At 66.1% G+C, this 22671-nt stretch carries 19 protein-coding genes; 2 read left to right on the top strand and 17 right to left on the bottom strand.

Features of this window, described 5'->3' with window-relative positions; translation table 11 throughout:
• Nucleotides 1-270 precede the first annotated feature (270 nt).
• Together QO207_RS12780 and QO207_RS12785 are read left to right on the top strand one after the other, a co-directional pair.
• Nucleotides 271-1071, top strand: coding sequence for an AraC family transcriptional regulator (locus QO207_RS12780; protein ID WP_301532766.1), 801 nt, complete (start codon nt 271-273; stop codon nt 1069-1071).
• A gap of 45 nt (nt 1072-1116) precedes the next feature.
• Nucleotides 1117-1737, top strand: a complete 621-nt coding sequence (locus QO207_RS12785; RefSeq protein ID WP_301532767.1) for a LysE family translocator — start codon at nt 1117-1119, stop codon at nt 1735-1737.
• Here QO207_RS12785 and QO207_RS12790 read toward each other — a convergent pair.
• From QO207_RS12790 to QO207_RS12870, 17 genes are all read right to left on the bottom strand, one after another.
• Entirely contained in the window at nt 1734-2387 is a 654-nt protein-coding gene (locus QO207_RS12790; RefSeq protein ID WP_301532768.1) for a DUF1345 domain-containing protein, read from the bottom strand. The two genes, QO207_RS12785 and QO207_RS12790, sit on opposite strands and share 4 nt — an antisense overlap.
• A complete protein-coding gene (locus QO207_RS12795; protein WP_301532769.1) occupies nt 2375-3211 on the bottom strand; it encodes an aminoglycoside phosphotransferase family protein in 837 nt (278 codons plus the stop codon). Before QO207_RS12795 ends, QO207_RS12790 begins: the two co-directional genes overlap by 13 nt.
• Nucleotides 3212-3276: 65 nt before the next feature.
• Nucleotides 3277-3720, bottom strand: coding sequence for a flagellar export protein FliJ (gene fliJ / locus QO207_RS12800; protein WP_301532770.1), 444 nt, complete (start codon nt 3718-3720; stop codon nt 3277-3279).
• Between the two features lie 88 nt (nt 3721-3808).
• Nucleotides 3809-5164: a flagellar protein export ATPase FliI gene (fliI, locus tag QO207_RS12805; protein ID WP_301532771.1), complete on the bottom strand. Its 1356-nt coding sequence runs from the start codon at nt 5162-5164 to the stop codon at nt 3809-3811.
• Nucleotides 5154-5942, bottom strand: coding sequence for a flagellar assembly protein FliH (gene fliH, locus QO207_RS12810; RefSeq protein ID WP_301532772.1), 789 nt, complete (start codon nt 5940-5942; stop codon nt 5154-5156). The genes fliI and fliH overlap by 11 nt, the downstream gene beginning before the upstream one ends.
• 1 nt (nt 5943) lies before the next feature.
• Nucleotides 5944-6960, bottom strand: a complete 1017-nt coding sequence (fliG, locus tag QO207_RS12815) for a flagellar motor switch protein FliG (RefSeq protein WP_301532773.1) — start codon at nt 6958-6960, stop codon at nt 5944-5946.
• Nucleotides 6953-8737 carry a flagellar basal-body MS-ring/collar protein FliF gene (fliF, locus tag QO207_RS12820; protein WP_301532774.1) on the bottom strand — a complete coding sequence of 595 codons (1785 nt, stop codon included), beginning with the start codon at nt 8735-8737 and terminating at the stop codon, nt 6953-6955. Before fliF ends, fliG begins: the two co-directional genes overlap by 8 nt.
• 19 nt (nt 8738-8756) lie before the next feature.
• The gene (fliE, locus tag QO207_RS12825) at nt 8757-9086 is read right to left on the bottom strand and encodes a flagellar hook-basal body complex protein FliE (RefSeq protein WP_301532775.1); all 330 of its coding nucleotides are present in this window, start codon (nt 9084-9086) and stop codon (nt 8757-8759) included.
• A 393-nt stretch (nt 9087-9479) separates the two neighbouring features.
• On the bottom strand, nt 9480-10895 hold the full coding sequence (gene fleR, locus QO207_RS12830) for a sigma-54-dependent response regulator transcription factor FleR (RefSeq protein ID WP_301532776.1): 1416 nt from the start codon (nt 10893-10895) through the stop codon (nt 9480-9482).
• Nucleotides 10896-10900: 5 nt separating this feature from the next.
• Complete coding sequence (locus QO207_RS12835; RefSeq protein WP_301532863.1) at nt 10901-12121, bottom strand: PAS domain-containing sensor histidine kinase; 1221 nt, start codon at nt 12119-12121, stop codon at nt 10901-10903.
• A 124-nt stretch (nt 12122-12245) separates the two neighbouring features.
• Nucleotides 12246-13721: a sigma-54 dependent transcriptional regulator gene (locus tag QO207_RS12840; RefSeq protein ID WP_301532777.1), complete on the bottom strand. Its 1476-nt coding sequence runs from the start codon at nt 13719-13721 to the stop codon at nt 12246-12248.
• 269 nt (nt 13722-13990) lie between these two features.
• Nucleotides 13991-14287: a flagellar protein FliT gene (locus QO207_RS12845; protein WP_301532778.1), complete on the bottom strand. Its 297-nt coding sequence runs from the start codon at nt 14285-14287 to the stop codon at nt 13991-13993.
• 26 nt (nt 14288-14313) lie between these two features.
• A complete protein-coding gene (gene fliS / locus QO207_RS12850) occupies nt 14314-14694 on the bottom strand; it encodes a flagellar export chaperone FliS (RefSeq protein ID WP_301532779.1) in 381 nt (126 codons plus the stop codon).
• 168 nt (nt 14695-14862) lie between these two features.
• On the bottom strand, nt 14863-16269 hold the full coding sequence (gene fliD, locus QO207_RS12855) for a flagellar filament capping protein FliD (protein WP_301532780.1): 1407 nt from the start codon (nt 16267-16269) through the stop codon (nt 14863-14865).
• A gap of 102 nt (nt 16270-16371) precedes the next feature.
• Nucleotides 16372-16722 carry a flagellar protein FlaG gene (locus QO207_RS12860; protein ID WP_301532781.1) on the bottom strand — a complete coding sequence of 117 codons (351 nt, stop codon included), beginning with the start codon at nt 16720-16722 and terminating at the stop codon, nt 16372-16374.
• 79 nt (nt 16723-16801) lie between these two features.
• The gene (locus tag QO207_RS12865) at nt 16802-17935 is read right to left on the bottom strand and encodes a flagellin (protein WP_301532782.1); all 1134 of its coding nucleotides are present in this window, start codon (nt 17933-17935) and stop codon (nt 16802-16804) included.
• A 385-nt stretch (nt 17936-18320) separates the two neighbouring features.
• A complete protein-coding gene (locus QO207_RS12870; RefSeq protein WP_301532783.1) occupies nt 18321-22616 on the bottom strand; it encodes a glycosyltransferase in 4296 nt (1431 codons plus the stop codon).
• Nucleotides 22617-22671 lie beyond the last annotated feature (55 nt).

Consider the following 22671-nt stretch of genomic DNA (forward strand, 5'->3'; position numbering starts at 1 on the left):
TCACCCCAACCCTCTCCCGGAGGGAGAGGAGGCAGTCCGCTGCCAAGCGTCACTCCAGCGTTCTTCCTGCATCCCGATGCCCACTCCCCTGCCGAACGGCCCCTCGCCCCCTGGGAGAGGGCTGGGGTGAGGGCGAGACCGCGCGCCGAAAGCTCCCGGCGCCGAGAAAGTCAATTTCATTCAAGATCACCACGGCGCGAAGGGCTACTCTGCCAATCACTCCCCCTCAGCCGCCGACCCGCCAGGTTCGGCCAACCAGGTGATGACCCGATGCTGCACCACGTGAACTGCACCGCCGCCGCCCTGCCCGGCCTGCGCACCGTCGAGATTCTCTCGGCGCGCAGCTTCCCGCGGCACGCCCACGACGAGTACGGCATCGGCGTGATGCTCGAAGGCGGCCACCGTTCCTGGAGCGGCCGCGGCCAGGTCGAGGCGAGGCCCTGCGACATCATCACCGTGAGCCCCAACGAGCTGCATGACGGCATTCCCCTGCGCGGCGCACCGCGGCGCTGGTGGATGCTCTACGTCGAGCCGGCACTGCTGGCGGAGCTGGCCGGCGCCGGGATGGCCAGCCGCGAGTTCACTCTCCCCGCCCTGGCCGACCCGCTGCTTTCCCGGCGCATTGCCGGGCTGTTGCAGCAGATGCCGGAGAGTACGGCGGACGAAGCCGCGCAAGGCGTGCTCGACCTGTTCGGCGAGCTGCTCGACCCGCGCAGCGAATCGACTGCGCCGGCACTGCCGTCGCGCGGCGTTGCGCGCATGCTCGAACGCATTCATGACGATCCACGCAACGCTCCCGCGCTGGCGGAGCTGGCCGGCATCGCCGGGCTGACGCCCTACGCGGCACTCCGGCGTTTTCGCCGCGAGCTCGGCACCACACCCCACGCCTACCTCCTGCAGTACCGGGTACGCCTGGCGCACAAGGCCATCGGCGAAGGCCGCAGCCTGGCAGAGGTGGCACAACTGGCCGGCTTTGCCGACCAGCCGCACATGACCCGCGCCTTCGCCCGCCAGCTTGGCCTCACGCCAGGGCAATGGCGCACGGCGCTGCATCCACCACGAGCGCGCTGAGCCGCTTCAGCGCTGCCCCCCCTCAAGCACAGGAAACCCTCGGGAATGAACGCAGAATTCCTGCTGACGGCGTTCGTCGTCGTTCTGCTGCCCGGCACCGGCGTGCTCTACACGCTGGCCGTCGGGCTCGGCCTTGGCGCCCGCGCCGCCGCCATCGCCGCGCTGGGCTGCACGCTGGGCATGCTGCCGCAGTTGCTGTTGGCGACCTTCGGCCTTTCGCTGATCCTGCAGGCCAGCGCCGCCAGCTTCCAGGTCATCAAGCTGCTGGGCACCGCCTACCTGCTGTTCATCGCCTGGCAGGTGTTCCGCGGCAACTGCGCCCTGGCGCTGGACTCGGCCAGCAGCAGGCGCAGCGCCCCGCAGCTGGTCGCCACCGGCGCCTGGCTCAACCTGCTGAATCCCAAGCTCGGGCTGTTCTTCCTGGCCTTCCTGCCGCAGTTCGTCCCGGCGACCAGCGCCGACGCCCGCTCGCATTTCCTGCTGCTGGGCCTGGTGTTCTCGTTGATGACGCTGCTGGTGTTCATCGGCTACGGGCTGCTGGCGGCCTGGGTCCGCGACCAGGTGATCGGTCGGCCCGCGGTGATGCGGGGGATTCGCTGGAGCTTCACCCTGGCCTTCGTCGTGCTCGCGCTGCGTCTGGCCGCTGAGACGCTGCCTGCGGCCTAGCCGACCAGCCCCGCGCCCATGTTGATCGCCAGGCCCAGCACGGCGGTGTTGAACAGGAAGCCGATCACCGAGTGCGCCAGCACCACCTTGCGCATTCCGCGCGAGGCGATCTCCACGTCGGAGGTCTGCACCGCCACGCTGAGGGTGAAGGAGAAGTAGAGGAAGTCCCAGTAATCCGGGTTCTTCTCGCCTTCGGGGAAGCGCAGCACCGGCTCGGTCGAGTCGGCCGAATAGAACTGGCGGGCGTAGTGCATGGTGAAGATGGTGCCGATAAGGAACCAGGAGCCGAGCACGGTGCTGGCGGTGAAGGCGTAGCGGACGATCTTCTCGCTGCCGCTGGCATGCCCGGCGGTGGCCAGCTCGACGATGATGGCGCCGAGGCTGGCGACGGCGGCGATGCTGACCAGCGCCAGCACTGCCTCGGCGTTTTCGTCCTCGATCTCGGCCAGCCGGCGTACTTCCGCCGGCGCCGCGCGCAGGGCCAGCCAGCCGATCAGCAGCACGTAGAGCCAGGCCATGCAGTTCCAGCCCAGCAGCACGCGGGTCATCGGCGCCAGTGGATAACTCGCCAGCGCCACCAGCAGGCCTACCGCGCAGGAGCTGACCAGCCGCGGATGCGCCTGCAGCAGGGCGCGGTTCAGGCGCAGCATGCCAGGCGGTCCAGTTCTGCCGCCGCCAGGTGCGCCACGGCCAGGTCGCTGTCGGCGGCCATGCCGTCATCAAGGAACCACGCAGCAGACAGCCCGGCGAAGGCCAGCACCCACTCCAGCAGGCGGCGACGGTCGACGCGGGCGTACTCGACGATCACGTCGAGCTGGCGCAGGAAGCGCGCGGGCTCGCGGGCAGTCGGCAGGTCCGGATTGCACAGCAGGTTGGCGTAGTCGAACAGCCGCTCGCCGTAGAGGCGCTTGGGATCGATGGCGCGCCAGCCGCGCTCGCCGAAGTCGAGGATGTTGTCGTGGTGGATATCGCCGTGCAGCACGCGCTGGTCGTGCTCGCTGGCCAGCAGCGCCTCGGCGGTCTCCAGGCAGCGCGGGAACAGATCGCCATAGCGCGCGGCGGCCGGGGCCAGGTCGCGGAACCACTGGCGCAGGCCGATCACCTCGGGCAGCGGTTTTTCCCGTGGCTGGTGCAGCTTGCGCGCCACGCCGCAGAGGATGCGGCTGGCCTCGTCGTCCTCGCCCTCCAGGGCCATGCGCATCAGCGAGCGCTCTCCCTGGGCACGTTCCATCAGCACGGTGTCGCCGTCATAGGCGAATACCAGCGCGGCGCCGTCGCCGTCCCACCAGTCGAGCACCCGCGAACCCAGTTGCTCGTCGATGTCCAGCGCACGCTTGAGCATCGCCGCCCGGCCCATCCAGCGGACCGGCAGCAGATGGCTGCTGGGAGTGATGATCGGCTCGCCCTCGGGGACGAGTTGCCAGAGTTGCAGGACGTGCTGGAAATCCACCGGCACCGGCGAGGGGAGAGGCATGCAGAGGTTCCACGGAAGGAGGCTGACTGGAGCCTAGCACGGCCGCCCACGGCGATGCTGCGGGGTCAGTCCGGCGACGGTCGGAGGCGCTGGGCGAACTCGTCGAGCTGCTTCTGCTCGTACTTGTCGGCGGCCAGCCGCGCTTCCTCGCGGTAGCGCTCCACCAGCTTGCGCAGGCCTTCAAGGCGCGCGTATTTCTCCTGCCAGATGACCCGCGCCTTGCCGACGTTGGTTTCGTGGAAGGCCACCGAGCGATTCTGCTGTTCGACGGCGCCTTCGAGCTGCGACAGGAAGCGCTGGTAGTTGATCAGCCACTGGCCGCTGACGCCCTGCTGGCCATTGGTGATCCATTGCTGCTGGTAGTCGTAGCGGTAGCGCTCGAGTTCGGCGAGCTTGCGCTGCGCCTGCTGCAACTGGCCCTGCAGTTGGCCGAGCTGGCGCGCGGCCTCGCGCTCGGCCTTGAGCGCCATGTCCACCACCGGGGCGAGGCGTTCGGCGCGACGATTCATGTGATACTCCTCTGCCGTGCAGCCCTCTCCCCAGCCCTCTCCCTGAAGGGAGAGGGAGCGAAAAGCTCAGTGCGCAGATTGGCGCGCATCAGCCGGCCTTGCCGCTGACCACCGCATCCAGCAGCAGGCGGCTGTCGTCGAGGTTCTGGCTCTCGTCCAGGGCCTGGCGGAGGAACTGGCGCATGATCGGGAAGCGCTGGATGGCGAGATCGGTTTCCGGATCGCCGCCAGCGACGTAGGCGCCGACGCTGATCAGGTCGCGGCTCTGCTGGTAGCGCGACCACAGTTGCTTGAAGCGCTGCGCATCGCGCATGTGTTCGGGCGTGGTGACCTGCGGCATCACCCGGCTGATGGAAGCCTCGATGTCGATGGCCGGGTAATGGCCTTCCTCGGCCAGCCGGCGCGACAGCACGAAGTGGCCGTCGAGCACGCCCCGCGCAGCGTCGGCGATCGGGTCCTGCTGGTCATCGCCTTCGCTGAGCACGGTGTAGAAAGCGGTGATCGAGCCGCCGCCCTTCTCGCCATTACCGGCGCGCTCTACCAGCCGCGGCAGCTTGGCGAACACCGACGGCGGGTAGCCCTTGGTCGCTGGCGGCTCGCCGATGGCCAGGGCGATCTCGCGCTGCGCCTGGGCGTAACGGGTCAGGGAGTCCATCAGCAGCAGGACGTTCTTGCCCTTGTCGCGGAAGTATTCGGCGATCCGCGTGCAGTACTGCGCAGCGCGCAGGCGCATCAGCGGCGCGTCGTCCGCTGGCGATGCAACGACCACGGAACGCTTGAGGCCTTCCTCGCCGAGGATGTGCTCGATGAATTCCTTCACCTCGCGGCCCCGTTCGCCGATCAGCCCGACGACGATGATGTCGGCCTTGGTGAAGCGGGTCATCATGCCCAGCAGCACCGATTTACCGACGCCGGTACCGGCGAACAGGCCCAGGCGCTGGCCACGGCCGACGGTGAGCAGGGAGTTGATCGAACGGATGCCGACGTCCATCGGTTCGTGGATCGGGTCGCGCGCCAGCGGGTTGATGATCGGGCCATCCATCGGCACCCAGTCTTCGGCACGCATGCCGCCCTTGCCGTCCAGCGCGCGGCCGACGCCGTCGAGCACGCGGCCGAGCATGGACATGCCCATCGGCAGACGACCGGAATCCGGCAGCGGCACCACGCGGGCGCCGGGGGCAATGCCGACCAGGCTGCCCACCGGCATCAGGTAGATCTTGCTGCCGGCGAAACCCATCACTTCGGCTTCCACCTGCACCGGGTGATAGCCGCCGTCGTTGATCACCTGGCAGCGGCTGCCAACGGCAGCCTGCAGGCCCTCGGCCTCCAGGGTCAGGCCGACCATGCGCAGCAGGCGGCCTTCCACCACCGGCTGGCTCGGCAGGCTCACCGCGTCGCTGTAGCCCTGCAGGCGCCGGGCGAAGCTGACGCGATCAAGGCGCATCGGAGCCGCCCTGGCCGGCATCGAGATTCACTTGCAGGTCAGGCTCCAGGGCGTGGGTGGCCTGGTCGCGCTGCTGCTCGAAGAGCTGCTTCACGGCCTGGGCCAGGCGCGTCTCGACGCTGGCGTCGATGCGCGAGTGTTCGGTCTCGATGCGGCAGCCGCCGGGCAGCAGGCCATCGTCCTCGATGATCTTCCAGCTTTCCTCGTGGCGATCGCGCAGGGCTTTCACCAGTTCGAAGTCCTGCGGGTTGACCTGGATGCGGATGTTGCTGGCGCCCATCGGCAGCAGCTTGAGCGCCTCGCGCAGCACCAGGCGGATCTGGCTGGAATCGGTGGCCAGCTCGCGCTGCACCACCTGGCGCACCACGTGGGTCACCAGGTTGAGCATGCCGGCTTCGAGCATCTGGTCCTGCTCGGCGATGGGATCGAGCAGGTGCGACATCAGGGTTTCGAGATTCTGCAGGCGCGGCTGCAACGCCGCGTCGGCATCCTGGCGCGCCTTGATCTGGCCGGCGTGGAAGCCGTCCTTCTCGCCGGTGGAGAAGCCCTCGTTGTAGGCCTCCTGGCGGATCGCTTCGAGCTCGTCCAGCGTCAGAGGCTTGACCTCCTCCTCCGGCACTTCCTCGATCTGCGGCTGCTGCTCCACCACCGGCTCGGGTTCCGGCTCGGGGATGGGCTGCGGTTTGATCGGGTCGAAGCTGGGCAGCGACCACAGGTCGAACCCGGAAACATCCCGGGCCCGGATCAGTTCGCTGAGTTCTTCTTCGTCCTTCGCCACGTCAGATCATTTCCTCGCCGCCCTTGCCACCCAGCACGATTTCGCCGGACTCGGCCATGCGCCGGGCGATGGTGAGGATTTCCTTCTGCGCGCCTTCGACTTCGCTGACGCGCACCGGGCCCTTGGCCTCCAGGTCGTCGCGCAGCAGTTCGGCGGCACGCTTGGACATGTTGCGGAAGATCTTCTCGCGGATCGCATCGTCCGAGCCCTTCAGCGCCAGTACCAGCACGTCCGAGGAGACCTCGCGCAGCAGCGCCTGGATGCCGCGGTCGTCGACATCGGCGAGGTTGTCGAAGACGAACATCAGGTCTTCGATCTGGCCCGACAGGTCCTCGTCGACTTCGCGGATGGCGTCCATCAGCGCGCCTTCGACCGAGCTGTCGAGGTAGTTCATGATGTCCGCCGCGCGCTTCACGCCGCCCATGGTGGTGCGGGTGGAGTTGGCGTTGCCGGCGAACTGCTTCTCCAGGATCAGGTTCAGTTCCTTGAGCGCGGACGGCTGTACGGTGTTGAGCGAGGACACGCGCAGGATGATGTCCAGGCGCACCTTGTGGTCGAAGTGGCTGAGCACCTCGCCCGCCTGGTCCGGGTCGAGGTAGGCGACCACGATGGCCTGGATCTGCGGGTGCTCGTAGCGGATCACGTCGGCCACGGCGCGCGGCTCCATCCACTTCAGGCTGTCCAGGCCGCTGGTGTTGCCGCCCAGCAGGATGCGGTCGATGAGGTTGTTCGCCTTGTCCTCGCCCAGGGCCTGGGTGAGCATCTTGCGGATGTAGCTGTCGGCGCCGACGCCCAGGCTGGTCTGGTCGCCGACGATCTCGACGAACTCGCCCATCACCTGCTCGACCTGCTCGCGGTGGACGTTGCGCATCTGCGCCATGGCCACGCCGACCTTCTGCACTTCCTTCGGGCCCATATGGCGCAGCACCTGCGCGGCATCGGTCTCACCCAGGGAGAGCAGGAGGATGGCAGCCTTGTCGACCTTGTTCAGTTTGGCGTTCATGCGCGCTTCACTCATCGGAGTTGATCCAGTCCTTCACTACCTGGGCAACACGCCCCGGGTCCTGGGCGACCAGACTCTTGATCGCATTCAATTGTGCATCGTACCCCTCTGACGGGCTCGGCAGCAGGATGCTGGCCGGACCGCCGAGGCTTACCCGATCATCGGACAGCTCGCCTTCCAGGCCGCCCAGCTCGCCGAGGCCACCCTCGCCCGTTGCGCCACCGGCCACCAGGGCCTTGCTCTTGCTGCCCGACAGGTTGTTCAGCACCGGGCGCAGCACGCCCAGCACCAGGACCAGGATGAACAGGATACCCAGTACCTGCTTGACCACGTCCCAGAACCACGGCTGGGTGTAGAACGCAGGCGAAGCAATTTCCTCGCCAAGGTCCGGGGCGAACGGCGCGTTGATCACGCTGACGCTGTCGCCACGGCTGGCGTCATAGCCTACCGCGTCCTGCACCAGGCGGGTGAAGCGGCCCAGTTCGTCGGCGGTCCACGGCTGGTGGCTGACTTCGCCGGTCTTCGGGTCGGCGATCACGCGGTCATCCAGCACCACCGCGACGGAAAGCCGGCGCAGGCGACCCTGCTGCTGCTTGGTGTAGCTCACCGAGCGATCCAGCTCGTAGTTGCGGGTGTTCTGCTCGCGCTTGTCGGTCGGGTACGGCGCCAGTTCCGGCTTGCCGGTCTTCGGATCGATGATCGGCTGGCCGTTGGCATCCTTCAGCGGCTGGCCCGGTGCAACGAAGTCCGCCGGCTTGTTCTGCGCGGTGGTCTGCGGCGCGCTGGACGGGCCCGGCGGCTGGTTCGACAGCGCACCCGGAACGCCCTGCGGGCCGTTGCTGTTCTGCCGTTCCTCGTTGTTCACCTGCTCGCTGCGCAGGGCCGGCTGGTCCGGGTTGAACGACTCGGAGGTGGATTCCACCGCGCTGAAGTCGACGTCCGCCGAGACTTCGGCCTTGTAGCGGCCGTTGCCCAGGACCGGCGCCAGGATGCTGTGCACGCGCTGGGTGAAGTTGGTTTCCATGCGGCGGGTGAAATCGAACTGCTTGCCGGCCATGGTCAGCTCGGAGAGCTCCTGCTGGTCGGAGAGCAGGTTGCCTTTCTGGTCGACCACGGTGACCTGGGATTTATCCAGTTCCGGCACGCTGGTGGCGACCAGGTTGACGATCGCCAGCACCTGGCTCGGCTCCAGGCTGCGGCCCGGGTACAGCTCGACCAGCACCGAGGCGCTGGGCTTGCGGTCGTCACGGACGAACACCGAGCTTTTCGGGATCGCCAGGTGCACGCGGGCGCCCTTGACGTTGTTCAGGCTGGAGACGGTACGCGCCAGCTCGCCTTCCAGGCCGCGACGGTAATTGGTCGCTTCCATGAACTGGCTGGTGCCCAGCGCCTGTTCCTTGTCGAGGATCTCGAAGCCGACGTTACTGTCGGTCGGCGCGAGGCCCGCGCCGGCGACTTTCATGCGCGCACGGCCCAGGTCATCGGCCTTCACCAGCAGCGCGCCGGAGTTGGGCTCGATCTTGTAGGCGATATCGGCGGCGGACAGCGCCTCGACCACCTTGTTCGCGTCGACGCCATTCAGGCTGCCATAGAGCGGCTTGTAGTCCGGCTGCTGCGACCACAGCACCATGCCGAAGCCGATGGCGATGCTCGCGGCGAGGCCGACCAGCAGGCCGACCTGACGCAGCATCGGCATGTCTGCGAGGTTCTCGAGGAAAGACAGGCCCAGCAGCGGCTTTTTCGGGCCGGCCTTGGCGGGAACCTGACTATCAACAACGGTGGCTTCAGCCATTACCTACGATCCTCGCCGATCAAACCGGCATCTGCATGATGTCCTGGTACGCCTGGACCAGCTTGTTGCGTACCTGGGTCATCGCCTGGAAAGAAACACTGGCCTTCTGGGAAGCGATCATCACGTCAGTGAGATCGACACCGCTCTGCCCCATCTCGAACGCCGACGCCATGTCGGAGGCGACCTGCTGGGTACCGCTGACCTTGTCCACCGCCTGGCCGAGCATCTGCGAGAAGCTCGGCGCACCCGGTTCTACCGGCGCGGCCTGGGTCTTCGCCTTGGCCATGGCCTCCATCTGCATGGAACGCATTTCCAGCAACAGACGATTGAACTCGACACCCTGACTCATCACATACCCCTCCGACTGGCCGCGGTTTTTTGACACCTCGCGGCGCTTTGCACAGGAGTTTGCAATTGGGGTGCCAGTTTTTCAGGGCGTAGGAAAAATGAGCAGGAAGGCTCTGGGGTGGGGATTCCAGACTCCGCAAGAGCAGCCTCTGTAGGAGCGGACCTTGTCCGCGAAGTCCGTCACGGATAAGTCCAAGTCAACAGGAAAACTCCTGCTCCCCAGAGACGCTCTGCGCATGCGATCCGCGTCGGTTCGCAAGCACCTGCAGCCAAGGAGCCACGGCATACCTTCGCGGACAAGGTCCGCTCCTACAAAAGCGTCTCGTCCGCGCCGGAAAGGCGTCAAGAAAAGACCCGCACGAATGCGGGCCAGGAGGGGATCGTCAGCCGGGACTCAACTGGCGTAGAGGTAGGCCTCCACATCCATGCCGGCGTCGCGCATCTGCGCGAGCTTGTAGCGCAGGGTGCGCGGGCTGATGCCCAGGCGCTCGGCGGCTTCCTTGCGGCGGCCGCGCTCGCTGCGCAGGGTGTCGATGATCATCTGGAACTCGCGGCGCTTGAGGTCCTCGCCCAGTTGCCCGGCTTCCGCGGCGGCCTGCGACGGAATTTCGACGCTGGCCGCAGCCACCGGCGCAACCGGCGAAGGCACGGCGGTCAGCAGCGGACGCGGCGCCAGGCCGATGGGGGCCGTCAGGCACAGGTCGGCAGGCTGCACCTGGCCGCCCTGCTGCAGGATCAGCGAGCGCTGGATGGCATTGTCCAGCTCACGCACGTTGCCCGGCCAGGAGTACGCCAGCAGTGCAGCGCGGGCGTCGTCGGCCAGGGTCACCGGGGCGTGGTTCATCTTGCGGCTGTACTTGGCCAGCAGGCGTTCGGCCAGCGGCAGAATGTCGGCGGGACGCTCGCGCAGCGGGCGCCAGGCCAGCGGGAAGACCGACAGGCGATAGTAGAGGTCTTCGCGGAAGCGGCCGGCGGCGACTTCGCCGAGCAGGTCACGGTTGGTGGTGGCGAGCACGCGGATGTCCAGGCTGATCGGCTTGCGTGCGCCAACCCGCTCCACTTCGCGCTCCTGCAGTACGCGCAGCAGCTTGGCCTGCAGGCTGAGCGGCATCTCGGAGATTTCGTCGAGAAGGATGGTGCCGCCGTCGGCCAGTTCGAACTTGCCCGGCTGGGCAGCGATGGCACCGGTGAAGGCGCCCTTCTCGTGGCCAAACAGGGTGGCTTCGAGCATGTTGTCCGGGATCGCCGCACAGTTGATCGCGACGAAGGGTTTGCCGGCGCGCGGCGATTGCTGGTGGATGTACTGCGCCAGCACTTCCTTGCCGGTGCCGGACTCGCCGGAGATCAGCACGGTGGAATCGCTGCGCGCGACACGGGCGGCCAGTTCCAGCAGCTGCTGGCTGGCCGGCTCCAGGGCCACCGGACCTTCGCCGGCGTTGCTGGCGACGGTGCCCAGTGCGTGGCGGGCAACCAGTTCCAGCAGAGCACGCGGCTCGAACGGCTTCACCAGGTAATCGGCGGCGCCCTGCCGCATGGCGTCCACGGCGCGGTCGACGGCGCCATAGGCGGTCATCAGCAGCACCGGCAGTTGCGGGTGACGCTTGCGGATAAGCCCGAGCAACTGGTGCCCGTCCATGCCCGGCATGTTGACGTCGCTGATCACCAGGCTGAAGGCGTCCTTCTCCAGGGCCGGCAGCGCGGCTTCGGCGCAATCCACGGCGATGAAGTCATGCCCACCGAGCGACAGGGTGTCGGACAGGGCTTCACGAAGGGCGCGGTCGTCTTCGACCAGCAGGACTTTGGCGGCCATGGAAATCATTCCTCGTGAACAGAAGGTTGAGCTTTGAGCAACGGCAGGACCAGGGTGGCGCAGGTGCCGAAACCGGCGCGCGAGCGCAGGCGCAGTTCGCCCTGGTGGGCCTTGGCAACGGCTTTCACCACGGCCAGGCCGAGGCCGGTGCCGGTGGTCTTGGTGGTGAAGAACGGCTCGCCCAGGCGCGCCAGGGTTTCGCCGCTCATGCCCGGGCCGTTGTCGCTGACCGACAGGCGCAGGGTGTCGCCGCGCTGGTAGAGATGCACCTTCAGGCGCACATCGCGGCCGGCGGCCTGGATGGCGTTCTCCACCAGGTTGAGCACGGTGCCGACCAGGGTGTCGCGGTTGCACAGCAGCTCGCCGACGCGGGCGTCGCACTGCCAGCGCAGGTTCAGGCCACTGACGTGGGATTCGGCGGCGGCGCGCAGGCTGGCGAACAGCTGCGAAGGAGCCAGGCGGTCGGGCAACGGCAGCTCGCCGCGGGCGAACACCAGCATGTCGCGCACCTGGCTTTCCAGCTCGTGCAGACGCTCCTTGATGCGACCGGCAAAGCGCTGCTGGTGCTCCACCGGCAGTTCACCTTCGCTGAGGTGGCCGGCATAGAGCATGGCGGCGGACAGCGGGGTGCGAATCTGGTGAGCCAGCGAGGCCACCATGCGACCGAGGGCGGACAGGCGCTCGTGGCGTGCGAGCTGGTCCTGCAGGCGACGGGTTTCCGTCAGGTCGTTGAGCAGGATGAGCTGGCCGGGCTCGCCGTTCAGCGGGCGGATGGCGATGGACACGCGGCGGCCGTCACGCAGGGAGACCTCGTGGCCGTCGTCGGCGCGCGGAGCGAAGCTGCGCGCGATGACTTCACGCCAGAGCATGCCCACCAGCGGTTTGCCGAGCAGCGCGACGGCGACCGGGTTGGCGTCACGCACCACGCCCTGGCCGTCGATCATTATGACGCCGCCGGGCAGCACGTCGAGCAGGCTCTGCAGGCGGTTGGCCTGGCGCTCCTTCTCGGCCAGCTCCTGCATGCGCTGCGCACTGACCAGGGCGAGCTCGCCCTTGAGTTCGGTAACGCGGGCTTCCAGCAGGCTGTAAGACTGAGTGAGCTGGCTGGACATCTGACTGAACAGCGCGAAGGTCTGGTCCAGATGGGCACGGCTCTGCTCCTCCACGGTGACCTGTTCGGCAGGCAGCGCGGAGGTGATTTCGGTCTGGCGTTGGGTGGCTGGCATCATGCGGTTTCTCTCATCCGTCCGACGGCGTGAATCCGTCGGTCGAATGACTCTTAGCAAACCGCGTGCCTAAAATTTACTCGTTATTTTTCAATGACTTGAAAAAACGAGTGTGACGGAGGCGTCAATCCTCCGCCATTTCCTCTTCGCGACGGCTCATGCCGTACTTGCGCATTTTCTCCACCAGGGTGGTGCGGCGGATGCGCAGGCGTTCGGCGGCACGGGCAACGACACCGGCGGCATCGTCCAGCGCCTGCTGGATCAGGCCCTGCTCCAGGTTGGCCAGGTAATCCTTCAGGTCGATGCCTTCGGCCGGCAGCATGGCCGGCGAGTCGAGGCCCGGCAGGCCGGCGGTGATTGCCGCGCGCTCTTCCAGTTCCTCGCGCAGGCTGGTCGCCAGCTGCTCGTCCTCGTCATCGACGTGGCGGAATTTCTTCGGCAGCTCGCCCACGCCGATCACGCCGTAGGGGTGCATGATCGCCAGGCGCTCGACCAGGTTGGCGAGTTCGCGCACGTTACCCGGCCAGTCATGGCGGCAAAGCGACATGATGGCGGCGGAGTTGAAACGGATCGAACCGCGCTTCTCGTGCTCCATGCGCGAGATCAGCTCGTTCATCAGCAGCGGGATGTCCTCCACGCGCTCGCGCAGCGGGGCCATCTCGATGGGGAAGACGTTGAGGCGGTAGTACAGGTCCTCGCGGAAGCTGCCATCCTCGATCATCTTCTCCAGGTTCTTGTGGGTCGCGGCGATGATGCGCACGTCGACGTTCTGCGTCTTGTTGCTGCCCACGCGCTCGAAGGTGCGCTCCTGCAGCACGCGCAGCAGCTTGACCTGCATCGGCAGCGGCATGTCGCCGATCTCGTCGAGGAACAGAGTGCCGCCGTTGGCCAGTTCGAAACGCCCGGCGCGGGTGGTGATGGCACCGGTGAAGGCGCCCTTCTCGTGGCCGAACAGTTCGCTCTCCAGCAGCTCCGCCGGGATCGCCCCGCAGTTGACCGGCACGAAGGGTGCGTCGCGGCGCTTGGAGTGGTAATGCAGGTTGCGCGCGACCACTTCCTTGCCGGTGCCGGACTCGCCGAGGATCAGCACGCTGGCGTCGGTGTCGGCGACCTGCTGCATCATCTGCCGCACCTGCTGGATAGCACGACTGGTGCCGACCAGGCTGCGGAACAGGTTGGGTTCGCGCTGGCGGCCGCGCTCGCGGGCCTGGTCGTACATCTCGCGGTAGACCTGGGCACGGTGCAGGGAGTCGAGCAGCTTGTTGTAGCTGGGCGGCATCTCCAGGCTGGCCAGCACGCGGCGGCGCAGCTCTTCGGGCCACTCGCCGGGCACCGGCTCGCCGATCAGCAGCACCGGCAGGAATTCGTCCCAGGTTGCCAGCTGCTTGAGCAGCTCCAGGGCGCCGCCCTTGCTGTCCACCGCGCCGACCAGCACGCAGAGCACGTCGCGGCTGCCATTGGGCAGCGGCTCAACGATCTGGCGCCAGTCACGGCTGTTGCCGGACAGCTGGTCTTCACCCAGGAAGCTGATGATGACCGAGAGGTCACGGCAGCGGTCCTGATTGTCGTCGATCACGAGGATTTTCGTTTCGCGCCACATCTTAGCTTGTCATCCCGGGGCTTGAAGGCCGTCGAACGGCGGCTGACACGACCTGGCCACAGCACAATTTCCTCGTGCTAGCCAGCATTTGGCCACTAGTAAAGTCAAAAATGTGGCAAGAGTCAAATTAATGGCGTGTTTTTTTTGATGCTGCCCGACGAAGGGTGTTGATCCCGGTCATGGCAATGGAACTGTGACACAGTTCGCGGGGGATGCGGCGACGGCCGAAGTGTCTCGATCGTCGCGCTCAGAGAGCCGATCCAGACGGATCAGCCGAACAGCTGGTAGACCTTGGCGCCCTGGTGGGAGCGATTCACGCGGATGATCTCACCGGCCACATCCTCACGCTGACTGGTGACAGCGTGGACCAGTTCTTTATAAAGCACCAGCAGGCCTTCCAGGCTGCGCTTGAGATCGCTGTCGTCTTCCAGCGGCTCGACCATGGCGGCGTCGACGTGCACACGGCATTCGAGGTCGAGGCGGGTGATGGCTTCCCAATCCTGCTCGGCCAGCGCCGCCCCCAGGGCTACGCGGGTCTGTTCGATCTGCTGGACGGCGAGAGTCATGTTCGGTATCTCCTGGCGAGTCGCGATCAGTGCGGGATCGCGTCCCAGCCTTCCTTGATGGTCCGCAGCAGGCCCGACACCTCGTCGAGGACTTCCAGATCGTTGCTGCGGTTGGCGTCGCCCAGGCGACGGCTCATGTAGTCGTACAGGTTGGCATACTGTTCGGCCAGTTCACCACCGGCTTCGAAGTTCAGCGCTTCGCGCAGGCCGCCGAGGATGGCGGTGGCCTTGCCGATCAGCATGCCCTTCTGGGCGAACTGCTCGCGCTCCATCGAGCCACGGGCCTGGGCGATACGGCTGAGGCCGCCTTCCATGAGCATCTGGATCAGGCGATGGGGCGAGGCGTCGTGCACCTGGGACTGGTTGTTCACATTCTGGTACTGGCGCAGCGCTGCCGAAGCGTTCATCTGATATCCCCTTGATTCGCCGAACGATCAAATCGTTGATATCCAGAATATCGGCGCTGGCGGGAAAACCTTTAGGCAAAAATCTTCGTGGCCGGGCAATCAGGCGCAACGCGGCGGCGCGCCCCGTGGCGCGTCGCAGAGCGGCGCGCGGGACGGGGCACTGCTTCATCAGCTGTCGGAGCTGCTGGTCTTGTTCAGCGCGTTGAGGGTGGTCAGCACGTTGGAGCGGGTGGCCTTGAGCTGCGCGACCAGGGTGTCCATGGCGGTGTACTTGGCCATGAGCGTGTCGTTGAGCTTGCTCATGCGCGTATCGAGCTTGGTCGACTGGTCCGCCAGGTCGCTCAGGGTCTGGTTCAGCGAGGACTGGCGCTGGTCGAGCAGGCCGTTGGACTGGGTGTACATGTCCAGGCTGCCGCTCATGCGCGAGAGCAGGCCGCCGCTGCCGGTGAAGAAGCCCTGCACGGAGGCGAAGTTCTTGTCCAGGGCCTTGTCCAGCTTGTCGCTGTCCACCGCCAGGGTGCCGTCGTTCTTGGTGGTGATGCCCAGCTGCGAGAGCAGCTTGATGCTGCCGCCGTCGGTGGACGAGCCGACCAGTTGGCTGCGCAGGGTGTTGAGCAGGTTGCGGGTCATCGAGTCACTGGCCAGCGCGGCGGCCGTGGTGGTCGGGTTGCCGCTGGCATCGGTGGTGTTGGTGACCTTGGTCAGCGAGTTCACGCTGGTCATCAGCGCGTTGTACGCATCGACGAAGGACTGCACCGAGGTCTTCAGGCCGTCGGTGTTGGTGTCGACGGACAGGCTGGTCTTGCCCTCGGCCACCAGGCTGAACTCCACGCCGCTGATGGCGCTGGAGATCTTGTTCACCGAGCTGCTCATTTCCAGCCCGTCGATGGTGTAGCTGGCGTTCATCGCCGGCTTGTCGATGTAGCCGCCTGCGGTGGCCGAGGCTTTGGTGTTGGCGCCATCGATGGCCAGGACCGACAGGCTGCTGTCGCCGCTGGTGGCGATGCTGATGTCGCTGCCAGCGCCGGTGACGCTGGAGCCGAGCACCAGGCGCGGACCGTTGGTGTCGGTGATGATGTTGGCGGTGAAGCCACTGTCCTTGAGCTGGCTGTTGATGCTGTCGCGGATGTCCGACAGGCTGGCGCCAGCTTTAACGTCGACCTTGTAGGTGCTGCTGCCCTGAGTGATGGTCAGGCTGCCGGCACCGAAGGATGCAGACTTGTCGACGTACTGGGTCGCGACCTTGGAGCTGGTGGCGAGGTTCTTCACGTCGATGTTGTAGGTGCCAGCAGTGGCACCGGTGCCCAGCTTGGCGGTCAGCGTGTCGGTGTTCGAACTCTTGACGGCCAGGCCGGCGAAGGCAGAGGAGTCGGTATCGTTGAGCTTGCCCAGGGCGGTCTGGAAAGTCGCCAGGGCGCTCTTGAGCGAACCGATACCGGAGAGCGTGGTGTTGGTCGCGGTCTTCTGGTTGCTGATCTGGTTCTGCTTCGGCGCTTTCTGCGCGTTCACCAAAGCGGTCACGATGGAGTCGATGTCGTATCCCGACCCTACACCGTTGATCGAAGTCCCGGCCATGTGCCTACCCTCCTGTCCAAATTTCTGGCGGTTCTCAGTCTTCCGCCTGCGTCTGGTTACGCTTCATTCAAGAATCGCGCCACAAATTCCCGATTACTGAATTCAGGCGCGCTCGCTGAACAACAGATTACCCGCTTCCTTCAGGCTTTCTGCCAACTTCAGTGCAACTTCCGAAGGAATCTGCCGTATGACCTCGCCAGTATCGGCGGCCACGACCTTCACGACGGTCTCGCCGCTGGCGTCGTCCACCGAGAATTCCAGGTTGCGCTGGACCGACTGGGCCTGTTCACGCAGCCGACTGACGGCTTCGTTCAGGTCGGTACGGCTCTTGGCGGCCGGCGATTGCCTGGCGTTCTGCGGCAAGGCGTTGCCACTGGCGGCAGGCTTGCCGCTGGCGGTGGTCGCCGTGCTGTCTACCGGACGCGGTCCGTTGATTCCGAGGCTGGTATCCATAAGGTATTACCCTCCGAATGCAAAGCAAGGAAGGGCGCTGGGCGCCCTTCCTTTCCGTTTTTTGCCTTGCGGCAACCCCTTACTGGAGCAGCTTCAGGACAGCGGAAGGCAGCTGGTTGGCCTGGGCCAGTACCGCCGTGGCGGCCTGTTGCAGGGTCTGCTGCTTGGTCATCTCCGCGGTTTCTGCGGCGAAGTCTACGTCCTGGATGGTGCTGCGTGCAGCAGTGGCGTTCTCGGACACGTTCTGCAGGTTCGAGATGGTGCTGTCCAGACGGTTCTGGATGGCACCCAGCGAGGAACGCTGGCTGTCGATCTGCTTCAGGGCGGCGTCGATCACCTGGGTAGCGGACTGCGAGTTGGCAGCGGTGCTGATGTCCAGCGACTGCACAGTGCCCGAAGTGGTGGTCACGGTGCCGGTAGCTGCGGTCACAGCGGTGCCGCCGGTGCCGGAGTAGGTGATTTCTGCAGCCGAGCTCAGCGAGATGGTGCCGTCGTCGTTGGCAACTGCTGCCACGCCGCTGACGTTGGTGTTGATCGCGCTGACGATGTCGTTGACCGATGCGCCCGAAGCGATGGACACGTCGGTGCCGTTCACGGTGATGGAGCCGCTGGAGGAGGCCACGTCGGTCTTGCTGGTGAAGCCGGTCATCGAGATCGAGCCGGTAGCCAGCGACGAGGTGCCCTTCAGCGAGGCGGCGCCCATGTCGTTCAGGGTGAAGCTGACGGTTTCGTTGGCGTTGGCGCCGACCTGGAAGGTCAGGGTGCCGTTGGTGCCGGCGCTGCCGTCGAGCAGTTTGATACCGGAGGTGCCGCCACCGAAGGTGGTGGTCTTGGAGATACGGGTCAGTTCAGCGGTCAGCGACTTGAACTCCTGGTTCAGCGAGGTCTGGTCTTCGCTGCTGTTGGAGCCGTTGGCGGACTGCAGGGACAGTTCACGCATACGCTGCAGGATGTTGGTGGACTCTTGCAGAGCACCTTCAGCGGCCTGGGCGATGGAGTTGGCGTCCTGGGCGTTCTTGACCGCAACGTTCAGACCGTTGACCTGGCTGGTCAGACGGTTGGAGATCTGCGAACCGGCGGCGTCGTCCTTGGCGCTGTTGATGCGCAGGCCGGTCGACAGGCGGGTCATGGAAGTGGTCAGGGAGTTGGAGGCCTTGGTCAGGTTCTTTTGAACCGACAGCGAGGCGATGTTGGTGTTGACGGTAAGAGCCATGACGAATTCCTCGTAGTTGGGCTATTGGGTAGCTCCTTGCCCCGGTGAAGTCCGAAATGGCGTGGAGAACCTTCGTTAGGGTTATCGTCGTGGCGGGGAATTGCTTTAGGACTTTTATTGATTTTTTTTCGAGGCGCCTTGCAAAGCCCGTGAATACGCGCTTCAGGACAACTGCGGACGGCGGCCAAATGCCATTCCTAAAGCAGAACAGGCAGTGATCGCGCCCCTTGTTCTTCGGCCGCCGGCTTGCTTGGATAAGGGAATAGAAGAAAGAAAATCGACGGCGGGCGGATTGCCCGCCGGGGAAAACACCGCGAGGCCCTCCCCTGCCCCACAGATATTCCTCAGGCAGGGGCACATCGGCTCGCGGCAGGCAAGCAGCCGATCAGTCCGGCAGCCAGGCCTGTGCCCAGCGCCGGGCATGCGTTTCGTCGAGCATCCAGTCACGCAGCACCACTTCGCGCAGGGTATCGCCGGCGCGCGCCAGGGCCTGGGGATCGGCCAACTGTTCGCGGATGGCGCTGATCCAGGCACGGGCCTGGTTCGGCAGACGGGTCACCGGCAGGCTGTCCTGGTAGCAGAGGATGTCGCTGCAGATCACCGGGTAGCCCAGCGCGCCGTATTCCAGCAGGCGCAGGTTGCTCTTGCACTCGTTGAAGCGGTTGGGCTCCAGGGGCGCCAGGGCCAGGTCCAGGTTGAGCGCGGCCAGTGCTGCCGGGTAACGGTCGATGGACACGCCGTGGTGGAATTCCACGAAGGGTTTCAGCGGCTCCGGACACATGCCCATGAACACCCACTCCACCTCGCCAGCCAGGGCCTTGACCACCTCGATGACCAGCTCCAGGTCGCCGCCATGACTGGAACCACCGGCCCAGCCCACGCGCGGCTTGCGGCCCGCGTTGCGTTCGCCACGCAGGTTGCTCCACCAGTGGGTGGGCAGACGGTTGGGCACCACGCGGATATCCGGATGCAGGCCGGCGAAAGCCTCGGCCAGCGGCTCGGTGGACACCACGAAGCGGTCGCAGTAACCCAGCGCTGTCTTCATCGAGCGGGCCACGTCCTTGGGCATGGCGGCGTGGTGTGCACTCTTCACCGGCAGTTCGAACAGGTAGTCGTCCACCTCGTAGACCTTGAAGACCTTCGAGCAACGGTCGAGCAACTCGATGGACTGCAACTGCGGCGGGGTGATCTGCCGCTGCAGCACCACGCTGGTCGGCGCCAGGCGCTCGAATTCCACCAGCGGCAACAGGCGCTCGGCCACGGCACCGTCCATCTCGCCGGTCGCCACACAGGCGTCCAGCGGCTGGCGGATGCGGTAATGGCCGCAGCCGAAGGCGTCTGCCGGGTGGCACAGGACGAACGGCAGGCGCCGCTCGGCAAAGGGCTGCCAACCGGTATCGCCGCGATGGTCAAGGGCGAAGCCACGGCCTTCCAGCGCCAGGTTGCGGTTGTAGGCGGCATCGTGAACCATCTGCGGCAGCCAGCGCTGGTACATCGCCTGCTGCTCGCTGCGGAAGCGCTGCACCTTGGCTTCGAAGGTGGCCAGGTCGACCTTGCGCTGGCTGACGCTGCCTTCGTGCATCAGCACTGCATAGGGCGTCCACACCAGCAGGTAGCCGGCGCTGCCAACCTTCAGGCAGAAGTCGACGTCGTTGAACGAAACGGCGAAATCATCTTCATCCAGCCCGCCGACCTCGGCGTACAGGCTGGCGCGCACCATCAGGCAGGCGGCGGTGACCACGCTGTAGTTCTGGTCCACCTGCAGGCGGTGCATGTAACCGTTGCCATCGATGGCGTCACCGATGAAGGCGTGTTCGGCCACTCCGCGCAGGCCCATCACCACGCCGGCGTGCTGGATGCTGCCGTCGAGGAAGTGCAGCTTGGCACCGACCACCCCGACTTCCGGGCGCTGCGCGTGGTTGAGCAGCGCGTCGAGCCAGTTGCCGTCGGTGATGCCGGTGTCGTTGTTGAGCAGCACCAGGTATTCGCCACGGGCCTGGCGCGCGGCGAAGTTGTTGATCGCCGAATAATTGAACGGGTGCGGATAGCGCAGCACGCGCAGGCGCGCGTCGCCGAGCTTGTCGATGCCTTCGAACCAGGCCAGCGCCTCGGGCGTCTCGCTGTTGTTGTCGACGATCAGCACTTCATAGTGCTCGTAGCGCGTGCGCTCCAGCAGGCTGTCGACGCAGCGCAGCAGGGTTGGCAGCTGGTCCTTGGTCGGGATGATGATCGACACCAGCGGGCGCGTGTCGAAGCTGTAGTGCACGCGGTTGATCATCGGCAGCGCGCCACGCTCGATGCGGTGCGGCAGGTTCAGGCGGGTGAGGTGCGCTTCCACCAGAGGAGCCACCTGCGAAACCACGCCCGGGCTGATCAGCCAGGCGCCGAGGTGCTCGGAGGTATGCAACAGCAGCGTATCGAGGTGACCGATGCTTTCCAGCCCAGCGGCCTCGATCAGGCGGAACAGCACATCATGCGGCGCCAGCTCGCCGAAGGCCTCGTCCAGCCCACCCAGCTCCCGCACGCTCTGCCGCTCGAAGGCCAGCGCGCGGCCGACGTAGGGATAACTGCGCAGCATGTCGAGGTTGAGGTCGGGCTTGAATACCGGGTCACGGTTCACCCCCTCGTGATGCTGGTCCTCGTCCATATAGCAGCAGCGCAGCGCCGGCTGGCTCACCAGGCGCTCGGCCAGCAGCAGCAGGGCGTGTTCTTCGAGGGTGTCGCCACTGCGCAGGAGCAGGAACCAGTCGACCTCGATCTGCTCCAGCAAGGCGTTGATCTGCTGCGCCGGCACCGCGTCACGGGGCAGCCAGACCAGGTTGTCGCGCGCCTCGATGCCCACCGGCTCGGCGTTGGACAGCACCACCACCGCGCCAGCGCCGTAGCTCTGCGCATCCAGCGCGGCCAGGCTGCGTGCCACGCCGGCGACATCGCCGACCGGGTCTTCCAGCACCACCAGCAGGCTAGGGGTCGCCGGCCACGCGGCGACGCGCTCGGGCAGGTCGCGGGTTTCGTTGGCACTCAGTTGGCGGGTGGCCAGCCACTCGCGATAGAGCACGTTGCGGTCGATCGGATGGCGCAGTTGTACGAAGGCGTTGACGAACAGCTCGAACGCATGGGCAAAGCCCGCACCGCGGGAGCTGCCGGCCGCGCCGAAGTCTTCCGCGCCCAGGCCCAGGTCCAGCAGATCGGCCAGGGCCTCGACGCGGGCGAAGAACATGTTGCCGGCGAAGTATTCGCCACTGGCTATGCGCTTGATATCGACGCCGCCACGCTCGGCCAGGCGCTCGACCTGCTCGCGGCGTTCGCCTTCGAGGAATTGCGCCACCGGCAGGCGGTACTCGTCGGCGCCGATCAGCGGCTCCTTGTCGCCGCGGGTCAGGCTGGCCACGGCACTGTCGAAGGTGTTCTCGAACAGCAGCGTGGAGAACAACTGACGAATCAGCTCACCCGCCACGTCTGCCTTGAGGTGCCGCGCCTTGTGCGTGTGCAGCTTGAGCAGCACCTGCATGCCGTCCTCGCGCAGAGTTGGCAGCAGCTCGATGAAAGGCAGCACGTCCTGGCCGATACCGTCGACCTGGAACAGCCGGAATGCCAGGCCGCTGGTCTCCAGCGCCTGGCGGGCGGCCTGGATCTGCCCGCTCGCTGCGGTCACATACAGGCCCACCGGAGCATGCAGCCCCTGCAGCGTACGCAGGCCCTCCTCGAACAGCGGCAGGTCGCCAACGTGCAGCACCACCGCGGTGGGCTGGCCCTGGGTATCGCGCTCCGGCGTCGCCACCTGCACCGCACGCGGTGCTACGTGTTCGGCTGCCGTGGGCAGGCGGGCCACAGCATCCTGGGTCTGGGCGATGAAGCGGTCCAGCTCCGGCCAGAAGGCGGCACGGTGTTCCTCCAGCAGTTGGCGGATACCCGGCATGATGCTGCGCGCCCGCGCGATCTCGGCGGCGTCCAGCCCAAAAGCGGTGAATGAGTGCGGGTCGGGATGGATCGAGCTCCAGTCGCGGCTCACCAGCACTGGCGTACAACCGCACAGTGCCGCCTCGTAGGCCAGGCCCGAGGCCTCGCCGAGGTAAAGGTATTCGCAACGCTGGAAGACATCGGCCAGGCCTTCCCAGGAATCCGGGTAGCTCAGGGTGATCTCGATGGCGTCGGCCGGCAGCAGGCTCGGGTCCAGCCGCGCATGGCGCTTGTGGCCCAGGTAGTAGCAGACGCTCCCCGGGCGACGTCGCGCCGGATCGGCGGCGGGACGGAAGATGTTCGAGTCGATGGCCGGCAGGAACAGGTGCTGCTCAGGGCCCATGCCCTCGAGCATGAAGTCGTTCTTGTAGGCGAAGTACAGGTCGTTCTCGCCGTAGGCGCCGGTACCGGCGATAAAGCCCGGCTTGTTCAGCAGGTAGCGCACCACCACGCTGCCCTGCAGCGGGTTGCCATCGATCACCTCCGGGTACACCGCGATCGGCTGGATGCCCTGGGCGCGATGCTGCTGGATCACCTGGTCGGTCAGGCGCGGTGTCATGAAGTCCGGGCTGAAGACTTCCGCCAGCACATAGGCTTCGTAGCCGGAGCGGATCAGCGCATCGCAGAGCATGTGCATGACGCGGATGCCCGCCGAGCTGCGCCGGTAGTCGAAACCGAAGATGTAGTAGGGACTCGGGCGCGGGGCGAACAGTGAACGCATGAAAACCTCGATGGCAGATGTGAACCAGGGTCGCCGCCATTACGGCCGGGCTTGC

This window comes from Pseudomonas sp. CAN1, assembly GCF_030462585.1.
GTDB lineage: Bacteria > Pseudomonadota > Gammaproteobacteria > Pseudomonadales > Pseudomonadaceae > Pseudomonas.

Bases quoted from the DNA above. Each gene is read 5' to 3' on its own strand.
- QO207_RS12795 (WP_301532769.1), bottom strand. From the start codon at position 3,211: ATGCCTCTCCCCTCGCCGGTGCCGGTGGATTTCCAGCACGTCCTGCAA.
- fliF (WP_301532774.1), bottom strand. From the start codon at position 8,737: ATGGCTGAAGCCACCGTTGTTGATAGTCAGGTTCCCGCCAAGGCCGGC.
- fleR (WP_301532776.1), bottom strand. From the start codon at position 10,895: ATGGCCGCCAAAGTCCTGCTGGTCGAAGACGACCGCGCCCTTCGTGAA.
- fliG (WP_301532773.1), bottom strand. From the start codon at position 6,960: ATGAGTGAAGCGCGCATGAACGCCAAACTGAACAAGGTCGACAAGGCT.
- fliD (WP_301532780.1), bottom strand. From the start codon at position 16,269: ATGGCCGGGACTTCGATCAACGGTGTAGGGTCGGGATACGACATCGAC.
- fliS (WP_301532779.1), bottom strand. From the start codon at position 14,694: ATGAACGCTTCGGCAGCGCTGCGCCAGTACCAGAATGTGAACAACCAG.
- QO207_RS12835 (WP_301532863.1), bottom strand. From the start codon at position 12,121: ATGCCAGCCACCCAACGCCAGACCGAAATCACCTCCGCGCTGCCTGCC.
- QO207_RS12785 (WP_301532767.1), top strand. From the start codon at position 1,117: ATGAACGCAGAATTCCTGCTGACGGCGTTCGTCGTCGTTCTGCTGCCC.
- QO207_RS12845 (WP_301532778.1), bottom strand. From the start codon at position 14,287: ATGACTCTCGCCGTCCAGCAGATCGAACAGACCCGCGTAGCCCTGGGG.
- QO207_RS12860 (WP_301532781.1), bottom strand. From the start codon at position 16,722: ATGGATACCAGCCTCGGAATCAACGGACCGCGTCCGGTAGACAGCACG.
- QO207_RS12790 (WP_301532768.1), bottom strand. From the start codon at position 2,387: ATGCTGCGCCTGAACCGCGCCCTGCTGCAGGCGCATCCGCGGCTGGTC.
- QO207_RS12865 (WP_301532782.1), bottom strand. From the start codon at position 17,935: ATGGCTCTTACCGTCAACACCAACATCGCCTCGCTGTCGGTTCAAAAG.
- QO207_RS12780 (WP_301532766.1), top strand. From the start codon at position 271: ATGCTGCACCACGTGAACTGCACCGCCGCCGCCCTGCCCGGCCTGCGC.
- fliI (WP_301532771.1), bottom strand. From the start codon at position 5,164: ATGCGCCTTGATCGCGTCAGCTTCGCCCGGCGCCTGCAGGGCTACAGC.
- fliE (WP_301532775.1), bottom strand. From the start codon at position 9,086: ATGAGTCAGGGTGTCGAGTTCAATCGTCTGTTGCTGGAAATGCGTTCC.
- QO207_RS12840 (WP_301532777.1), bottom strand. From the start codon at position 13,721: ATGTGGCGCGAAACGAAAATCCTCGTGATCGACGACAATCAGGACCGC.
- QO207_RS12870 (WP_301532783.1), bottom strand. From the start codon at position 22,616: ATGCGTTCACTGTTCGCCCCGCGCCCGAGTCCCTACTACATCTTCGGT.
- fliJ (WP_301532770.1), bottom strand. From the start codon at position 3,720: ATGAATCGTCGCGCCGAACGCCTCGCCCCGGTGGTGGACATGGCGCTC.